This is a genomic window from Psychrobacter glacincola (assembly GCF_904846075.1).
GTDB classification, from domain to species: domain Bacteria; phylum Pseudomonadota; class Gammaproteobacteria; order Pseudomonadales; family Moraxellaceae; genus Psychrobacter; species Psychrobacter glacincola_C.
Map to the genome: position 1 here is coordinate 375,109 of NZ_CAJGZH010000002.1, position 15,536 is coordinate 390,644.

Annotated in this window: 13 protein-coding genes; 6 read left to right on the plus strand and 7 right to left on the minus strand. The window is 42.3% G+C overall.

The window, feature by feature from the left end; all coding sequences use genetic code 11:
- Positions 1 to 66: 66 nt before the first annotated feature.
- The 6 genes from JMW85_RS07640 to JMW85_RS07665 form a co-directional block, all read right to left on the minus strand.
- Positions 67 to 966, minus strand: coding sequence for a LysR family transcriptional regulator (locus JMW85_RS07640; RefSeq protein ID WP_201581349.1), 900 nt, complete (start codon positions 964 to 966; stop codon positions 67 to 69).
- Positions 967 to 1,200: 234 nt separating this feature from the next.
- Positions 1,201 to 3,255 (minus strand): DNA polymerase III subunit gamma/tau, encoded by a 2,055-nt coding sequence (gene dnaX, locus JMW85_RS07645; protein WP_201581350.1) that lies wholly within the window; start codon positions 3,253 to 3,255, stop codon positions 1,201 to 1,203.
- 69 nt (positions 3,256 to 3,324) lie between these two features.
- The gene (locus JMW85_RS07650; RefSeq protein WP_201581351.1) at positions 3,325 to 4,587 is read right to left on the minus strand and encodes a hypothetical protein; all 1,263 of its coding nucleotides are present in this window, start codon (positions 4,585 to 4,587) and stop codon (positions 3,325 to 3,327) included.
- Positions 4,588 to 4,701: 114 nt separating this feature from the next.
- Positions 4,702 to 6,234 (minus strand): lysine--tRNA ligase, encoded by a 1,533-nt coding sequence (gene lysS, locus JMW85_RS07655; RefSeq protein ID WP_201581352.1) that lies wholly within the window; start codon positions 6,232 to 6,234, stop codon positions 4,702 to 4,704.
- A 201-nt stretch (positions 6,235 to 6,435) separates the two neighbouring features.
- Positions 6,436 to 7,527: a peptide chain release factor 1 gene (gene prfA / locus JMW85_RS07660; RefSeq protein WP_055125440.1), complete on the minus strand. Its 1,092-nt coding sequence runs from the start codon at positions 7,525 to 7,527 to the stop codon at positions 6,436 to 6,438.
- 232 nt (positions 7,528 to 7,759) lie between these two features.
- Entirely contained in the window at positions 7,760 to 8,905 is a 1,146-nt protein-coding gene (locus JMW85_RS07665; RefSeq protein ID WP_060491083.1) for a beta-ketoacyl-ACP synthase III, read from the minus strand.
- Between the two features lie 298 nt (positions 8,906 to 9,203).
- On the opposite strand from JMW85_RS07665, the gene pnuC reads away from it, so the two are divergent.
- From pnuC to creD, 4 genes are all read left to right on the plus strand, one after another.
- A complete protein-coding gene (gene pnuC, locus JMW85_RS07670) occupies positions 9,204 to 9,965 on the plus strand; it encodes a nicotinamide riboside transporter PnuC (RefSeq protein ID WP_201581353.1) in 762 nt (253 codons plus the stop codon).
- Positions 9,916 to 10,497 (plus strand): AAA family ATPase, encoded by a 582-nt coding sequence (locus tag JMW85_RS07675; RefSeq protein WP_045452990.1) that lies wholly within the window; start codon positions 9,916 to 9,918, stop codon positions 10,495 to 10,497. Before pnuC ends, JMW85_RS07675 begins: the two co-directional genes overlap by 50 nt.
- 68 nt (positions 10,498 to 10,565) lie before the next feature.
- Positions 10,566 to 11,090, plus strand: coding sequence for a TIGR00645 family protein (locus tag JMW85_RS07680; protein ID WP_045447433.1), 525 nt, complete (start codon positions 10,566 to 10,568; stop codon positions 11,088 to 11,090).
- Between the two features lie 145 nt (positions 11,091 to 11,235).
- A complete protein-coding gene (gene creD, locus JMW85_RS07685; protein WP_201581354.1) occupies positions 11,236 to 12,828 on the plus strand; it encodes a cell envelope integrity protein CreD in 1,593 nt (530 codons plus the stop codon).
- Between the two features lie 136 nt (positions 12,829 to 12,964).
- Here the strand turns inward: creD and JMW85_RS07690 are convergent, their stop codons facing one another.
- Complete coding sequence (locus JMW85_RS07690) at positions 12,965 to 13,648, minus strand: DUF421 domain-containing protein (protein WP_201581355.1); 684 nt, start codon at positions 13,646 to 13,648, stop codon at positions 12,965 to 12,967.
- Positions 13,649 to 13,976: 328 nt separating this feature from the next.
- Here JMW85_RS07690 and JMW85_RS07695 point away from each other — a divergent pair, with 328 nt between their 5' ends.
- Together JMW85_RS07695 and JMW85_RS07700 are read left to right on the plus strand one after the other, a co-directional pair.
- Positions 13,977 to 14,897 (plus strand): DMT family transporter, encoded by a 921-nt coding sequence (locus JMW85_RS07695; RefSeq protein WP_201581356.1) that lies wholly within the window; start codon positions 13,977 to 13,979, stop codon positions 14,895 to 14,897.
- A gap of 177 nt (positions 14,898 to 15,074) precedes the next feature.
- The gene (locus tag JMW85_RS07700) at positions 15,075 to 15,446 is read left to right on the plus strand and encodes an MliC family protein (RefSeq protein WP_201581357.1); all 372 of its coding nucleotides are present in this window, start codon (positions 15,075 to 15,077) and stop codon (positions 15,444 to 15,446) included.
- Positions 15,447 to 15,536 lie beyond the last annotated feature (90 nt).

Sequence of the window (15,536 nt, forward strand, 5' to 3'; positions counted from 1 at the left end):
TGTCTATAGGCTTTTTGCTTTTGGAGGCTTTAAACCACTCTCTACGGTGCATTATTCAAACGTCATCTAATTAGCATGAAAATACTTTTTTAACACCTCTAAACAGCGAGTGATTTTGGCTGGCTGTTGATCACGGTTTAAGGTGACAGCATATAGTACAAAACCTGGTAATTGATAACCGGTCAACACTTCGACCAAGTCACCATTTTCAAGCTCTTTTTTGATGTCCATTTCCATCATTCTAACCAAGCCATGACCTTCTTTTGCCAAGGTGGTCGCCATAAAAACATTATTGGTATAAATGCGTGAATTCATTTTCGTGCGCGTCTTTTTACCCGTTTCTGTCTGAATGAGATCAATTTGATTGGCATCTTTCATGATTTCAATACAAATCAGCTGATGGTCAGCCAAATCTTTAGGCGTCTGCAGTTTGGTATGTTGACGTAGATACTGCGGTGAAGCAACCAACATTTGGCGCACATCGGTCAATGGATGACTGCTGAGGCTCGAGTCATTAATCGATGGACTCATACGAATCGCAATATCGATCCGCTCATCAATCATGTCAATATAATGGTTGTCTGCCAGATAGGTAATGCTAAGATCATCATGTGCCGCCATCCACGTAGAAAGTGCCGGCAAAATATGATTAACGCCAAGCTCCGGTGTTGTCGCCACTCGTAAGCTGCCTGCCAACTCATCACGCAACTGATTGACCTTAATCCGCCCTTGTTCAGCAGCACTGACAACATCTTTTGCGGCTTCATAAAAGCTCTCGCCAGCTTCTGTTAAGCTCAGCTTACGAGTTGAGCGGTGTAATAGCACGACGCCCAGTTCATTTTCTAATGAGCGGATTTGCTGACTGACTGCACTGGTTGTAATGCCAAGCTCACGAGCAGAGCCACTAAAAGAGCCATGTCCAACCACACTGGCGAACACAGCCATACCGCGTAAATTATCCAACATATTCTCACCTAAACTTCATTTCAGTTTTTAATATAACTTAACCATTATAACGAATCTTAATTTATCTTATCGTTATTAAATATTTCTCTCTTGTTTAAAAAAGCCCATTTAATCTGCAATAAAAACAAAAATATCAAGGCGATAGTACAACATCGCCTTGATATTTTATATGAAAGTTGTATTTAATAACTATATAGACTTTTAAATAATTTTAACAACAGTTTTTCTGACTGTTTAATACAACTGAACCTTACCCATTTTTCCTTCACCGCGCTCATTCAAATACTGCATCACAGGCGTAGCAAGCAGTCTTGCTTCTGCAACCGTTTTGGCTTGCACCAAGCGCTTTTGTTGGCGACGCTCAGGCGTCTTATCCTCTGCTTGCATGACGCTGCCATCGATTTGCAAGTCAATTTCTGCTTGGGTGAACTGCTGTTGCAGTTTAGCCGCTAATTGCTGAAAAGTGGTTTGTAAATGCCGACTATCTACACTGGTTATAAATATTGCCTTGCCATCGCATAAGCCCGTCATCATGCCTTGACGCGCAAGTGCCAATTCGTCTTGAGCCAATATCTCCGCTTCACGAGCCGTTTGTAGCCAATAATCCCATTTTTCTGGTGTCCACTCACCAAGCAGTTCTTGCGGTGAGCAACGCAGCAAAGTACGAGGATCATCCAGTTGCGTTGTTAACTGAGAATTATTTGCATCAGGCTCAACAACTGGTTCAGGCTCAACAACTGGTTCAGGCTCAACAACTGGTTCAGGCTCAACAACTGGTTCAGGCTCAACAACTGGTTCAGGCTCAACAACTGGTTCAGGCTCAACAACTGGTTCAGGCTCAACAACTGGTTCAGGCTCAACAACTGGTTCAGGCTCAACAACTGGTTCAGGCTCAACAACTGGTTCAGGCTCAACAACTGGTTCAGGCTCAACAACTGGTTCAGGCTCAACAACTGGTTCATATTCTTGAATTGCGCTTAACTGCTCATCATTACCTTGCTGTTGATAATCAACATCGTAAGATTGTAATGGCGGTACTGAAGCTAAATGTTCATTAGAAGGCACCGTAACATTTGCACCATCTGTAATGTTTTTGACACTGTCATTATCTAAGGCTGCACTGCCACCTTCTATAGCAGGCGTTTCTGAAGATGATGCAGCGCCAACAGAATGACTACTTAGCACTTCATCGACAGGCAAAGGACGAAATGCCAATAGACGTAAAATACACATCTCAAGTGCTTGCATCGGTGTACTAGCAAGTTTCACACCTTCGCGCGCTTGCACAACAATTTCATAATAGAGCTGCAATACATCGGGACTAATATGCTGGGCAAGTGTATTAATGTCTTGTGCCTGCGCCTCATTTACATTCAGAGCAACCTCAGGTAGCAGTTGAGTCAAGGCCAACTGATGCAATAGTTCAGCCAATCCATCGAACATACTGGTCGCATCAACCATTTGGGCGCGCATCTGCTCAATATGGGCAGCGACGGCAGACTTATCATGATTGTATATATCTGTGATTAAGCGCACCAAGTCGGCAGCATCAATCAGACCAAGCATGGCATTGACAGTGACATCATCAAGCGCACCTTGACCAAAAGCAATCGCCTGATCAGTCAACGATAAGGCATCACGTACTGAGCCTTTAGCCGCACTGGCCAACTGCCAAAGTGCTGGCTGCGTATAATCTACCTGCTCTTGGGTAAGAACATTTGCCAAATGCTCGCTGAGTAACGTTTGCGGTAGCGGACGTAGTACAAACTGCAAACAACGCGAAATAATGGTAATCGGCAATTTTTGCGGATCAGTCGTGGCAAGTAAGAATTTTACATGCTCAGGGGGTTCTTCCAAAGTTTTAAGAAGCGCATTAAAACTGTGTGTGGACAACATATGTACTTCATCAATCAGGTATACTTTATAACGCCCCTGACTTGGCGCATACGGTACATTATCCAGCAACTCACGTGTGTCTTCTACTTTGGTACGGGATGCCGCATCAATCTCGATAAGATCGATAAATCGCCCTTGATCGATGGCCACGCAGTTATCACACACACCGCAAGGCGTACTAGTAATACCCGTATCGCAGTTCAAACATTTAGATAAGATACGCGCAATTGTGGTCTTACCCACACCGCGTGTGCCCGTAAAGAGATAAGCATGATGCAAACGGTTATAATCAATCGCATTAATCAATGCTTGAGAAACATGCGTTTGCCCAATCAACTCGTGAAAGTTCTTGGGACGGTATTTGCGCGCTAAAACTTGATATTGCTGCGTCATAATAAATGCCAATGTGAATAATACAAATATAGATGGGGTGTCAAACCAGTAGGCTATATTAGGTTTAGATTATAACTGCGCTTGAAGTTGTGCTAAACGTTCGTATAAGCGCTGAGTATTTGCGTCAATCACTGAGCCTTTTTGATAAAAGGCATCCAAATGCACCTCTGTATTGACGCTATCATCACAAGGTCTAAACTCTACGCCAATCAAAAACAAATCATCCATCACTGGATCCTGCATTTGAGCATTGAGCTCCAATAACAAGTCTTGTTGAGACGTGCGCACCTTGTCAGCTCTCAGCGAACTATTATCATCTTGCGCATAGAAAACCATCAGATAATGGCGTCCAAACACGTGATAAGAGTGCTCATGACAGACATAACCATTCCAGCGAGAGTCTTGATCCATCGTTTTGTAAGCTAAGATTTTTTCAACCAAACAAGCGTAAGTATACATTGACTCATCGACCAAAATATCGACTGGCTCTTTTGGTAGTGGTTGACCTGCCTCATAATAATTTTTGATCAAACTATTAAACAGCTTGTACCACATCCGAGTATTTTTCTGAATCTCAGCCATGAGTGCTTTGGCAAAGACTGCCTGATCTGGTTCTGTAGCTTTGAGCAAGCGTTGCTCAATCTGATCGATCAACTGATTATCAATCAATTGCTCTTGCACCCTAATCGCTCTTTGATGAAAGTCAGGCGACTGTAAAAACTGGGTAAGTAATGTCGACTCGTCTTGGAATGACTCAAACCCTGTCAGCTGGCTGCGATGAAAGTCTAAAAATGCGGATAAATCGCTTGGCGTAACCAATTGGCTGATGATATCGACAAAGTTTTGATGGCTAAATACCTGTAAGACACTCTGCTCATCATCCAGATCTAAAACACAGTCTTCAGCAAAAAACTGACTACCATATTCATAATCAACCGTATGCGAGGATGCTTGTGGTTTATCATCTTGATGCATGACAGACAGTGATGTCAAACCAATGAAATAAACATCCTTACCAGCTGCCGAGGTATTACTTTCTGCCATCGACTTATCGTTTTTTAGATAAAGCTGAGCGTGACGCTTAATTAGTTGGTTGACGACTTCTTTTCTCCACTCACGAACTTGAGCGCTGTCTACTTTTTGCCTACTCGCTTGCATCACCACATCATTGACGATCAAATAAATGATAGCGCCAGAAAACTCAAAAACGAAATCATAACCTTGAAACTGCTTAGGATTGGTTGTTTTATCTGCTGGTAATTCATACAAAGATAAGAAACTTTGTTGAATCATCTGTTGCCAAAGTGAGGGTGACGCGTGCTGAGTATCCATGATATCCCTATAAATGAGGTCTCATAAAGAATCTGGGACCATTCCATTGAAAGCAAAAGAGCTTTCTTATGTTCAGTTTAGTCCCAGCATGGATTTATGGCAAGTAAACCAGTTTTAGCTTTCTAACTTGCGGCGCATATGCGGGAACAAAATCACATCACGAATACTGGCAGAATCGGTAAACAACATCACTAAACGGTCAATACCGATACCTTCGCCTGCGGTTGGTGGTAAGCCATAAGACAACGCTTCGATGTATTCTTCATCAAAATGCATCGCTTCATCATCACCAGCGTCTTTTTCAGCGACTTGTCCACGGAAGCGTTCTGCCTGATCAGCAGGATCATTAAGCTCGCTAAAGCCGTTTGCCAGTTCACGACCACCGATGAATAGCTCAAAACGATCGGTGATTTCAGGATTGTCATCACTACGGCGTGCCAGTGGTGACGTTTCCGCTGGATATTCAGTGATGAACGTTGGCTGACGCAATTGGTGTTCAGCGGTTTCTTCAAAGATAATGGTCTGTAGTTTGCCCACACCAAACACCTCTTTCACTTGCTGTTTAAGCGTTGTCGAGGCGTAGTCTGCCAGATATTCACGGTCATTGATACGTGCCATATCGAAATTTTCGGCATATTTTGCAATTGCATCAGACATAGACAAACGTATAAATGGCGCTTTTAGACTGATGGCTTCTTCTTGATAAGTAATCTCAGTCGTGCCCAAAATATCCATCGCCAATTCATTAAATAAGCGTTCGGTCAAATCCATCAAGTCATGATAATCAGCATACGCTTGATAAAACTCAATCATGGTAAATTCAGGATTATGGCGAGTTGATACACCTTCGTTACGGAAGCTGCGGTTAATCTCGAACACTCTTTCAAAACCACCAACGACTAAGCGCTTCAAGTAAAGCTCAGGTGCGATACGCAGATATAAAGGCATATCTAGAGCGTTATGATGCGTCACAAACGGACGCGCCACCGCACCACCCGGGATAGGATGCATCATCGGCGTCTCAACTTCCATGAAACGCTCATTTAACATAAACTTTCGAATGCCGCTAATGACTTGACTGCGAATCATAAAGGTATCACGAGTCGTCTCATTGGTCATCAAATCAAGATGACGATTACGATAGCGAGCTTCGACATCAGCTAAACCATGGAACTTGTTTGGCATTGGACGTAACGCTTTAGTCAATAACTGAAACTCTTCGATATGCACATATAAGTCGCCCTTGCCTGAGCGACCGATATAGCCTGATACGCCAACAATATCACCCAAATCTAATGATTTAATGGTCGCTAACGTCTCTGGATCCAACTCTTTGCGTGCAACATATAACTGAATGCGACCCGTCATGTCTTGAATAACAATAAAGGCACCACGGTTCAGCATGACGCGACCTGCCACGTTGACCTGTGTTTTTTCGCCATTCGCCGCTTTTTCTTCAATTTCTTGTTTTGAGACGCCGTCAAAAGCAGTTTGCAAATCTTGCGCATAATCAGTACGTTTAAATGTATTTGGATACGGCTGTTTGCCTGAAGCACTGATATCGTCTAGCTTGGCTTGCAGCTGAGCAATTAGCTCGTTAGCGTCTTCTGGGGCTTGCTCTTGATTCTGATTGTTGTGCTTTGACATAACACTCTCAATATTATTAGATAATTAAATGGAATAAACGAAAACTGCAAAATTAAATCTATACTTATTATCATAGTCGATAGCCGTAAAAAAACAGCTATAAACAAACAGACACTATCATCAAGACAGTGTCACGCTTTTATGAATTAATGGATTCACGACCAGCTATTGAGCCTCTAGTCATTAATATCCTGATGGTTACTAATCACCACCGCCGATACTGGCCATTAAATCAGCCTGATGCTCACGCAACAGTGCATCAAGAATCTCATCCAAGTCGCCTTCCATGATGGCATCAAGCTTGTATAACGTCAGGTTGATACGGTGATCAGTCATGCGACCTTGTGGGAAATTATAAGTGCGAATGCGTTCTGAGCGATCGCCACTACCCACCAAATCACGGCGTATGGTATCTGCTGCATCAACTTGAGCCTGTACTTTGACTTGCTGAATCTTTGAAATCAGCATTTTCATCGCTTGCGCGCGGTTTTTGTGCTGGCTACGCTCTTGTTGACACTCTACCACGGTACCCGTTGGAATGTGGGTCAAACGTACGGCTGAGTCAGTGGTGTTAACGTGCTGACCGCCAGCACCGCTTGAACGGAAAGTGTCAAAGCGGATATCGGCTGGATTTAGATCTACTGTATCATCAATCTCAACTTCAGGCATCACCGCCACGGTACAAGCTGAGGTATGCACGCGACCTTGGCTTTCGGTTTCAGGCACACGCTGCACACGGTGTACGCCTGATTCAAACTTTAAGCGCCCATACACGCTGTTGCCTGATACGCGAGTGATAATTTCTTTATAACCACCATGCTCGCCTTCACTTGCCGACAATACTTCCACTGTCCAGCCTTGTGTCTGCGCGTATTTTTGGTACATACGGAACAAATCACCAGAGAAAATCGCGGCTTCATCACCACCTGTACCCGCTCGAATTTCCAGGAAAGCAGGCACTTTATCATTTGGATCTTTTGGTAGCATCATGACATTGAGCGCCTCTTCCATCTCTACGATGGTCTCGCGGGCGTTATCAATCTCTTCTTGCATCATCTCTTTCATGTCAGGATCTGAAGCATCAGCCAGCATAGCCTCTGCATCAGCCTGATCCGTTTCTGCACGCACATAGTTCTGCCATAAAGTAGTGATATCCATCAAGTCGCTGTGCTCGACAGACAATTCACGGAATTTATTATTATCGCTGATGATACTAGGATCTGATAATAAGGCGGTGACCTCTTCATAACGGTCTACCATCTGGTCTAAACGCAGGCGTAAGGATTCTTTCATAAAAGGACTTTTAATTGGATGAGAGGAATAAGACCGTGATTATAGCAAATTTTTCGGGGTAAATTAAAACCTCTAAGCATTCTTCCCGTTATATTCGCAAATAGCGCCTCATTCTTGAATAATATATTGCTTAAATAATGTGATTAAATGCTTATAACAAAAATAACAGACAAAAAAATAGCTAAGATTGCTCTTAGCTATTTTTTATTAGTAACAGGTCTTACTTTAAAAATTAAACCTTACGCACCAACACTGAACCGATAGAGTAACCAGCACCAAATGAGCAAATCACACCCAAATCACCTGATGCCAGCTCATCTTTATAGCGATGGAAAACAATCATCGGACTGGCTGAACTGGTGTTAGCAAATTCAGCAATGACACTTGGCACAATCGCTTTATCTGCTTCTTTACCAATCACAGTACGTAGGATTAAATCCAACATATTGGCGTTGGCTTGGTGCAGCCACATCATTTTAACGTCAGAAGTTGCGATATCGTTTTCTTGCAAATGCTCAGTGATGACCTCTGAAACCTTTGGACAGACTTCACGGAACACTTTTCGACCATTTTGTAAGAATAGCTTGTCGGTGACAGGCTCTTTAATGTCTGGATACATCTCAGTCTGTGCTGCTAAAAACTCTGAGCGATCCATAAAACCGTATTCGTTTTTGATATTGGTCGAAAACTGGGTAAATAGCTTAGAGTTAAGAATCTCATAACCTTTTGGCGTGTCTAGCTCTTCGACGATAGATGCTGTTGCGACATCACCAAAGATAAAGTGGCTGTCACGGTTACGCCAGTTCAGATGCGCTGAAGTAATCTCAACGTTGACCACAGCGATGCGCTTAGCCAGACCAGAAACGATAGAGCCATGTGCTTGCGATAGACCAAAAGTCGCGGCACTACAAGCGACGTTCATATCATAAGCAAAACCACCAATCATACCGATTGCATTTTGAATTTCGATAGCGACCGCAGGATAAGTACGCTGAAAGTTTGAACAGGCAAGGATAATACCATCTAGGTCATTCGCCTCAAGACCCGCATCTGCTAGCGCGTCTTTCAAAGCCGCAGTACCCATTTCTGCCATGATAGACAGCTCTTCACCTAAATGACGATAAGGAATCACTGGTGCCATGATTTCAGGATCTAAAATACCATCCTTTTCCATCACATAACGTGATTTGATACCAGATACTTTTTCGATAAAGGCCGCTGAAGAAGGCTCTAGGGCAGTCAAAGTTCCTGCTGCTATCTCGTCAGCATGCTTTGCATTATAATTCTCAACATACTTATTAAATGAATCTACTAGCTCTTCATTACTGATGCTATAAGGCGGAATATACAGGCCAGTGCCTGTGATACAAGTCGTCATGATAAGCTTCCTTGTCTACTACTATAGGGCTTGGGATAAGCATAAAAGTGGAAAAATAACAGTCGTTTGATTTCAGTGAATAACTGTAAACTTAAAATCAGAGCCTTTATTATGCCTGAATATAATTATTTTTCTAATACTTTGTTACAAATAATCTGTTTGTTGCGAAAAATAAGTAAAGTCCTGACTTCATTTTGGAGCAGCTACGTTATAATTGGCGCATTTTGCTAGCGACACGTTCACAGTTCGAGCGCATAAAACTGCGAGACATAAAACCCGCTCATATTTGGGAATACTCATGGTAGAAATTTTTAACTGGTTATTTGGACAATACGCTGACTATCCCACTGTCTTTATTGCTCTGGAATTGATTGCTGTCATATTTGGGGTAGCAAGTGTCTTACTCGCCAGCAGAACCAATATTTTGGTATTTCCGATAGGTCTCGTCAGCACCGCTATATTTGTCTATCTATTGTGGAAATGGCAGTTATTTGGCGATATGTTTATCAATGCCTACTATACGGTAATGAGTCTATATGGCTGGATCAATTGGACACAGAGTAAGAAAAACACAGCAATCAAAAAACAGCAAGATTATATCAACCCTACTGGTCAGCAGCAAAATGAGTCGTTAGCAAGGACTAACGCCCAGAATGCTATTCAAGTAGAACATCTCGATAAAAAAGATGTGCCAATACTCGCCTTACTAGCCTCGGCGACTATTGCCTTTGTCGCGTTGGTGTATTATTTCAGACCAGTCATCAATAATAACTTTAGTTTTGATGGCGCGGTATTAGGTTTGCATTTATTTACGTGGATCGATTACACCGATATGTTGACTACCGCGCTGTTTTTGATGGCGATGTGGCTGATGGCGCGGCGCAAAATTGAGCATTGGATACTCTGGATAATCGCCGATGCTATTTCAGTCCCGCTATACTTTTATAAAGGTCTCACTTTTACTGCGCTACAATACGTAGTTTTCACTCTTATCGCAATTTGGGCTTACTATGAATGGCAACGACGTTACCGCTTGCAACCTAAAGCAGCATACGCCTAAATCGGTCATCAATGTCGCGATTCTAGGGGCAGAGAGCACTGGTAAGACCACGCTATGTCGCGACTTGGCAGCGCATTTTGGCTGCCCTTGGGTGCCAGAATACATGCGCACCTATCTACAAGCGAAATGGGATAAGGAACATCTCACTTGCACTTGGGAGGATTTACTCCCTATTGCACAAGGTCAAATTGAGTTAGAAAATAAGCTCGCCGCACAAGCCGCGCAAAATTCTGATAGCAGCTACTTGTTTTGTGATACCAGTCTGTTTGAATTAATGGTCTATGCCAACTGGTATTATGGTGATTGCCCTAAAGCGCTCACCAATGCGGCGTTAACGCATCATTATGACTTGATTTTATTAACCGAAGTTGATATCCCGTGGGTCGCCGATGATTTGCGTGATAGCCCACATCAACGTGATGAAATCAGTGCTTATTTTGAAAGTCAGCTGACCCGTCACCAAAAGCCATTTCATCGCATAGGTGGTGATAGAGACGAGCGGGTACAACAAGTGCTCGAATGGCTGTCTTAAATTCATCCTATACCACGTTATCAGTAAATGACCTACAACCTTACCTTTAAGAGCATTAAGAGATGTCCATGCTAAAAAACATTGAACGATACCTAGAAAAAACCATCTTTAACAGCCGCTGGATATTAGCGCCTTTTTATTTAGGGCTGGTCTTAGGGATTATTTTATTATTTATAAAATTCATTCAAAAAACAGTCATGATGTTCAATACTGTATTTAGCGCTTCTGTATCAGATGTCATTGTTAATATATTAGTGTTGGTCGACCTCTCTTTAGTAGCCAGTTTATTATTAATTATCATATTTAGTGGCTATGAAATATTTGTCTCAAAAATTGATACTGGTGATCATGTTGATCGACCTAGTTGGATGGGAAAAGTAGATTTTTCTGGTCTAAAACTAAAAGTCATCGGTGCCATCGTCGCTATTTCTGCGATTGATCTATTAAAATCGTTTATGGATATTCCTAATGAATTGAGTGAGGGTGAAGCGGACAAACTCATGTGGAAAGTCATCATTCATATGACTTTTGTGTTGTCTGGCTTATTGTTTGCTATTATGGATAAAGTGGTTGGTGATACTAAAAAACACTGATGCCAGAAAATACTAAGGCTTATTTTTTCACACACTCTCCATCGTTCTTACATATTTTTTCTTCATCTCTCCTCTATGATCTTCTTTGAACCTACTGACTGTTATATGCACAGTTTTGGACTAAAGATTCATATGAGGAGCTTTCATGCAAAAAACACTATTGACTAAATTGTCCATCATCGCCGGGCTTTGTATTATTTTTGCCATCGGTCTTGGTATGATTGGCTCAGTCATCTACGAACGACAAAATTATGCCGCGTCGGTGGTTAAAGAAATTGCCCAGCAGCACGTCAATCCGCAAGAAGTCATCACCCCATTTATCATCATACCTACCACAATTACGCCTGAATGCCAGATTACAGCACCTGAAACAACCAGTAAATGTGCACCATCCTATTCAAAAAATGAAATTGTCTTTGCCAGTCAGACCCAAGCCATACAAGATCTTGAAGTCAGCACTGATACCTATAAACGTGGTATCTATCATGCGACCAGTTATGATGGTGCGTTGACATTTGACCAACGCTATACATTTGATCAAGCCATCAGCAGCTTATATGACACTACGAGCACAGCTAGTGATGCACAAGGTTCTGTCAGTACACCCACCAATAAAAATAACACCCAGCCCGAAAAAGCCATCATCCACTGGAACGCAGCAAAATTGATTATTCCAGTATCAGATCTGCGCGGCGTTGCGACGCTACCAACGGTGAGCATTGATAAAAAACCGATAAAAGCGACCTACCCTCAGATAGCGCTGCTGAAAAACCTGGCCTATGTAGAAGTAGCTATTCCGCAAGATATATTACAGCGTTCAATAAAAAATATAACGAGCCAGCAGAATGGCAATAACGCTCTTGCTACGAACAGTGCTAGCGAGTCATTGACTAGTACAGAAATCGTCATTGATTTACCGTTAGCTGGTATTAGCAATGTAAACACTGTGCCGACTGGACAAAACTTTAACTTAACGATGCGCAGTAATTGGCATGCGCCAAACTTTATTGGTAAGGCGCTCCCCAATGCCAAGAAACTTACCGCTAAAGGTTTTGAAGCCAGTTGGCAAAATCAGTATTTAACAATAGCCAACAATCAAGATTTGTCGCAATGTGTCAGCATCGCTAACAACCGATGTGTCGTCACCAGTCAAGCCACTCTTGATAACAACAGCCAGTCAATGGCTTCTGATGATGTGATTACAGCAATGGAAGGCGCTGCTACAGCAGAAGCTACTGACATACCTGATAGCTATCGAAACGTGCGCCTGAACAGCTTTGGTGTGAGTTTTGCTGAGCCTAATGATGTGTATTTACAAACTGAACGAACGATGAAATATGCCTTATTATTAATCTTAGTATCATTCGGCACTTTCTTCTTATTTGAAGTAATTAAATCCAGTCGTATTCATTCTATTCAATATCTGTTGGTCGGTTGCGCGCTGTTTGTGTTTTATGTCTTACTATTACCACTTGCTGAGCAAATTGTCTTTTGGAAAGCGTATGCCATTGCTGCCAGCGCCTGTGTTGGACTCATTGGTTGGTATACTTATTATGTACTGGGCGGCGTCAAGCGAGCGGCGATTTTTACTGTCACATTGGCAGGATTGTATGCGGCGTTTTTCGGTATATTAACCACCGAAGATATGAATTTATTGCTTGGTGCTGTCTTCTGTTTTGTGCTACTCGCTTGCGTGATGGTCATGACCCGTAAAATTGATTGGTATAAAATTGCCTAATTCAGATAGGGCATGTCAAAAGCGTTTAGTCTAGGGCTGTCTTACGTTGGTAGAATTGGCTATTATTAAGCCTGCCAACATAAGACAGCTCGATCTACTCATAGATAATTTAATATAGCTATCATCTCATTTATTATTATCTAACGATCTCACTATTCAAGGCCTTCGCCCAGTCTCGACATCCATTCTCACAGCGTTCACAGAGCTGATTGGGGTCAGATATATGATCGACATAGCCGCAATGCATACATGCGTAATATGTTTCTGACTCTATCTCTTCGACAGGTGGATACTGCTTAGGAAAAAGCGGCATACCATAGCCAGTGTTTTCAGGCGGATATAACAATATACTAAAATTACCGTCTGTCTCTAGCAAGCCTGTACGCACTTGACCCAAATGCTCGACCCCTTGTTGGCGCATTTCAGTAAAAAACTCATCATGAGACATTTTACCCTTTTTAATCTTATCGAGTACCAGCATCCCGTCTTCTACAATATAGAGCGATTTCCCTTCTAACAGATCTTCAAAAGGTTGGAATTCCATCATGATCCACGTGCACAGTCGATAAAGCACGATAACGGCGCTCATGACCAGCACCGCCTGAATAATCGGCAAATCCTCGTTAAACATAGGATCACCTGCGATAGAACCCAATGATAAAATAATGGTCAACTCAAAGATTGACAGCTGACGGACGCCGCGTTTGCCCGTCAAACGCAAAAACGAAATAATCAGTACAAACATGACGCTGACACGCACCAATATCTCAAGCGCAAATGCCCAAGTGGTGTCATGAATAAAGATACTTGCCCAATCCATATTACTTTTTCCTATCTATTGTTTTTATTTGATTTATGACGATTAACTTCAGCAATCGTTCTGAATATGCGCTTGACCTGCCACCACCCTTGCAGTCGGTCTTTATTGTTAATTCAACTATCATCAGTCCAATTTAAAAAATACTTTTGCCTGCGAGTGCAATAAAATATGGTCTGTTGTAAGACACCTCCCAATTGGCAACTAGCAACTGGGTTTTCACACTTCAGCCAGTATTTTTGCTGGTAAAAAAGCGGTAATAACAACATCCCTAAAAGTCGAATTTGCCTATTTTATTCAAAAACCAGCTTCTTTATTGTAGGAATTATTTTTGAAAGCCACCTTGTACACCGTTATTGCATTAATCGCCTTTGCTGCAAACTCTCTCTTTTGCCGTATGGCGTTAGCAGAGGGTCATATAGATGCTTGGAGCTTTACCATTTTGCGACTGCTGAGCGCTGCTGTCTGCCTAAGTATTATCATGACCATTCATGCTTATCGGTTACGACAGCACGTGCGAAAGCCTGACAGTATTGCTCACGCTGCTATTTTAAACAATAAAGGCAGTTGGTTAAGCAGCGTGAGCTTAGTGATTTATGCGCTATGCTTTTCGATTGCTTATGTAGAGTTGGATACTGGTACAGGAGCGCTGATTCTATTTTCAGCGGTTCAGCTGACGATGATTAGTTGGGGCATCTACAAAAAAGAGCAATTGAGCGGTTTACAATGGCTAGCATTCATCGTAGCGGTAGCAGGGTTTGTCTATTTGATGCTACCGTCAGCAGCGGTGCCTTCATTACTAGCGGCGGTGCTTATGGCAATCAGTGGTGCCGCTTGGGGCATATATAGCATACGCGGCAAAACCTGCGTGTCACCGCTGCGAGCCACAGGTTTTAATTTCATTCGGAGTCTGATAGCAGCGCCCATACTGTTAGTGATAAGCATGACTTATTTAGACAATATAGGCTTGGAAAACATCAATTTAGGTGACATTACTATCAAGGGAGTACTTTTGGCCTGTGCATCAGGAGCGATCGCATCCGGTATAGGCTATAGCATCTGGTATATGGCCATGCCTTTGTTAAAAAACACCCAAGCAGCAGTTGTACAACTGTGTGTCCCTATACTGGCTGCGATATTAGGCGTGGTATTTCTATCTGAGCAATTGACCGTGCCATTCGTTATAGCAAGCTCGGTTATCTTGGGTGCAGTATTGGTATTTATTTTAAATAGAGAAAAAGCCCCTACGTGAAATATCCTCATTCGTTATTCAAAATTAATAGGCTAATAAAGACTAAAATGCTTAGTGATAAAAAAGACAGATAAGATTACTACCATAGCCCTCAAACACAACATGAAGTTACATTCTCTACGGTATCATGTTGCTTGAAGTAACAACCTACTTTTACCGATACTTTTGAGGCATATTATGAAAAAATTATTAGCCGTAGCACCTTTTGCTCTATTATTGTCTGCCTGTGCCACTAATGCACCAACTACTACGATCTCAGAGACCAATACTCAGCCAGTAGCCCAATCATTCACTTGTGACGACAACGGTCAACTCACTGCTGCCTACACTGCCAATGGTCAAACTGCTAACCTAAACGTGACCTTGCCTAAAGTTGGCTTAACCAACGCAAAAATCACCATGGAGCAAGCAGTATCAGGTTCTGGCGCTCGTTATGTCAATAATGTTAACCCTAAAACCACTTACGATTGGCACACCAAAGCGGATTACGGCATCATGACCATCAAATCAGACAATGGTCAACAATACCAAGTGAACTGCCAACTATAATAACCCTAGAAACAAGCGTAAATAATACGTGGTGGTTATTTGAATAAAATCCATGTTTTTATTCACATCTATTGAAAACGAAAGAGCCAG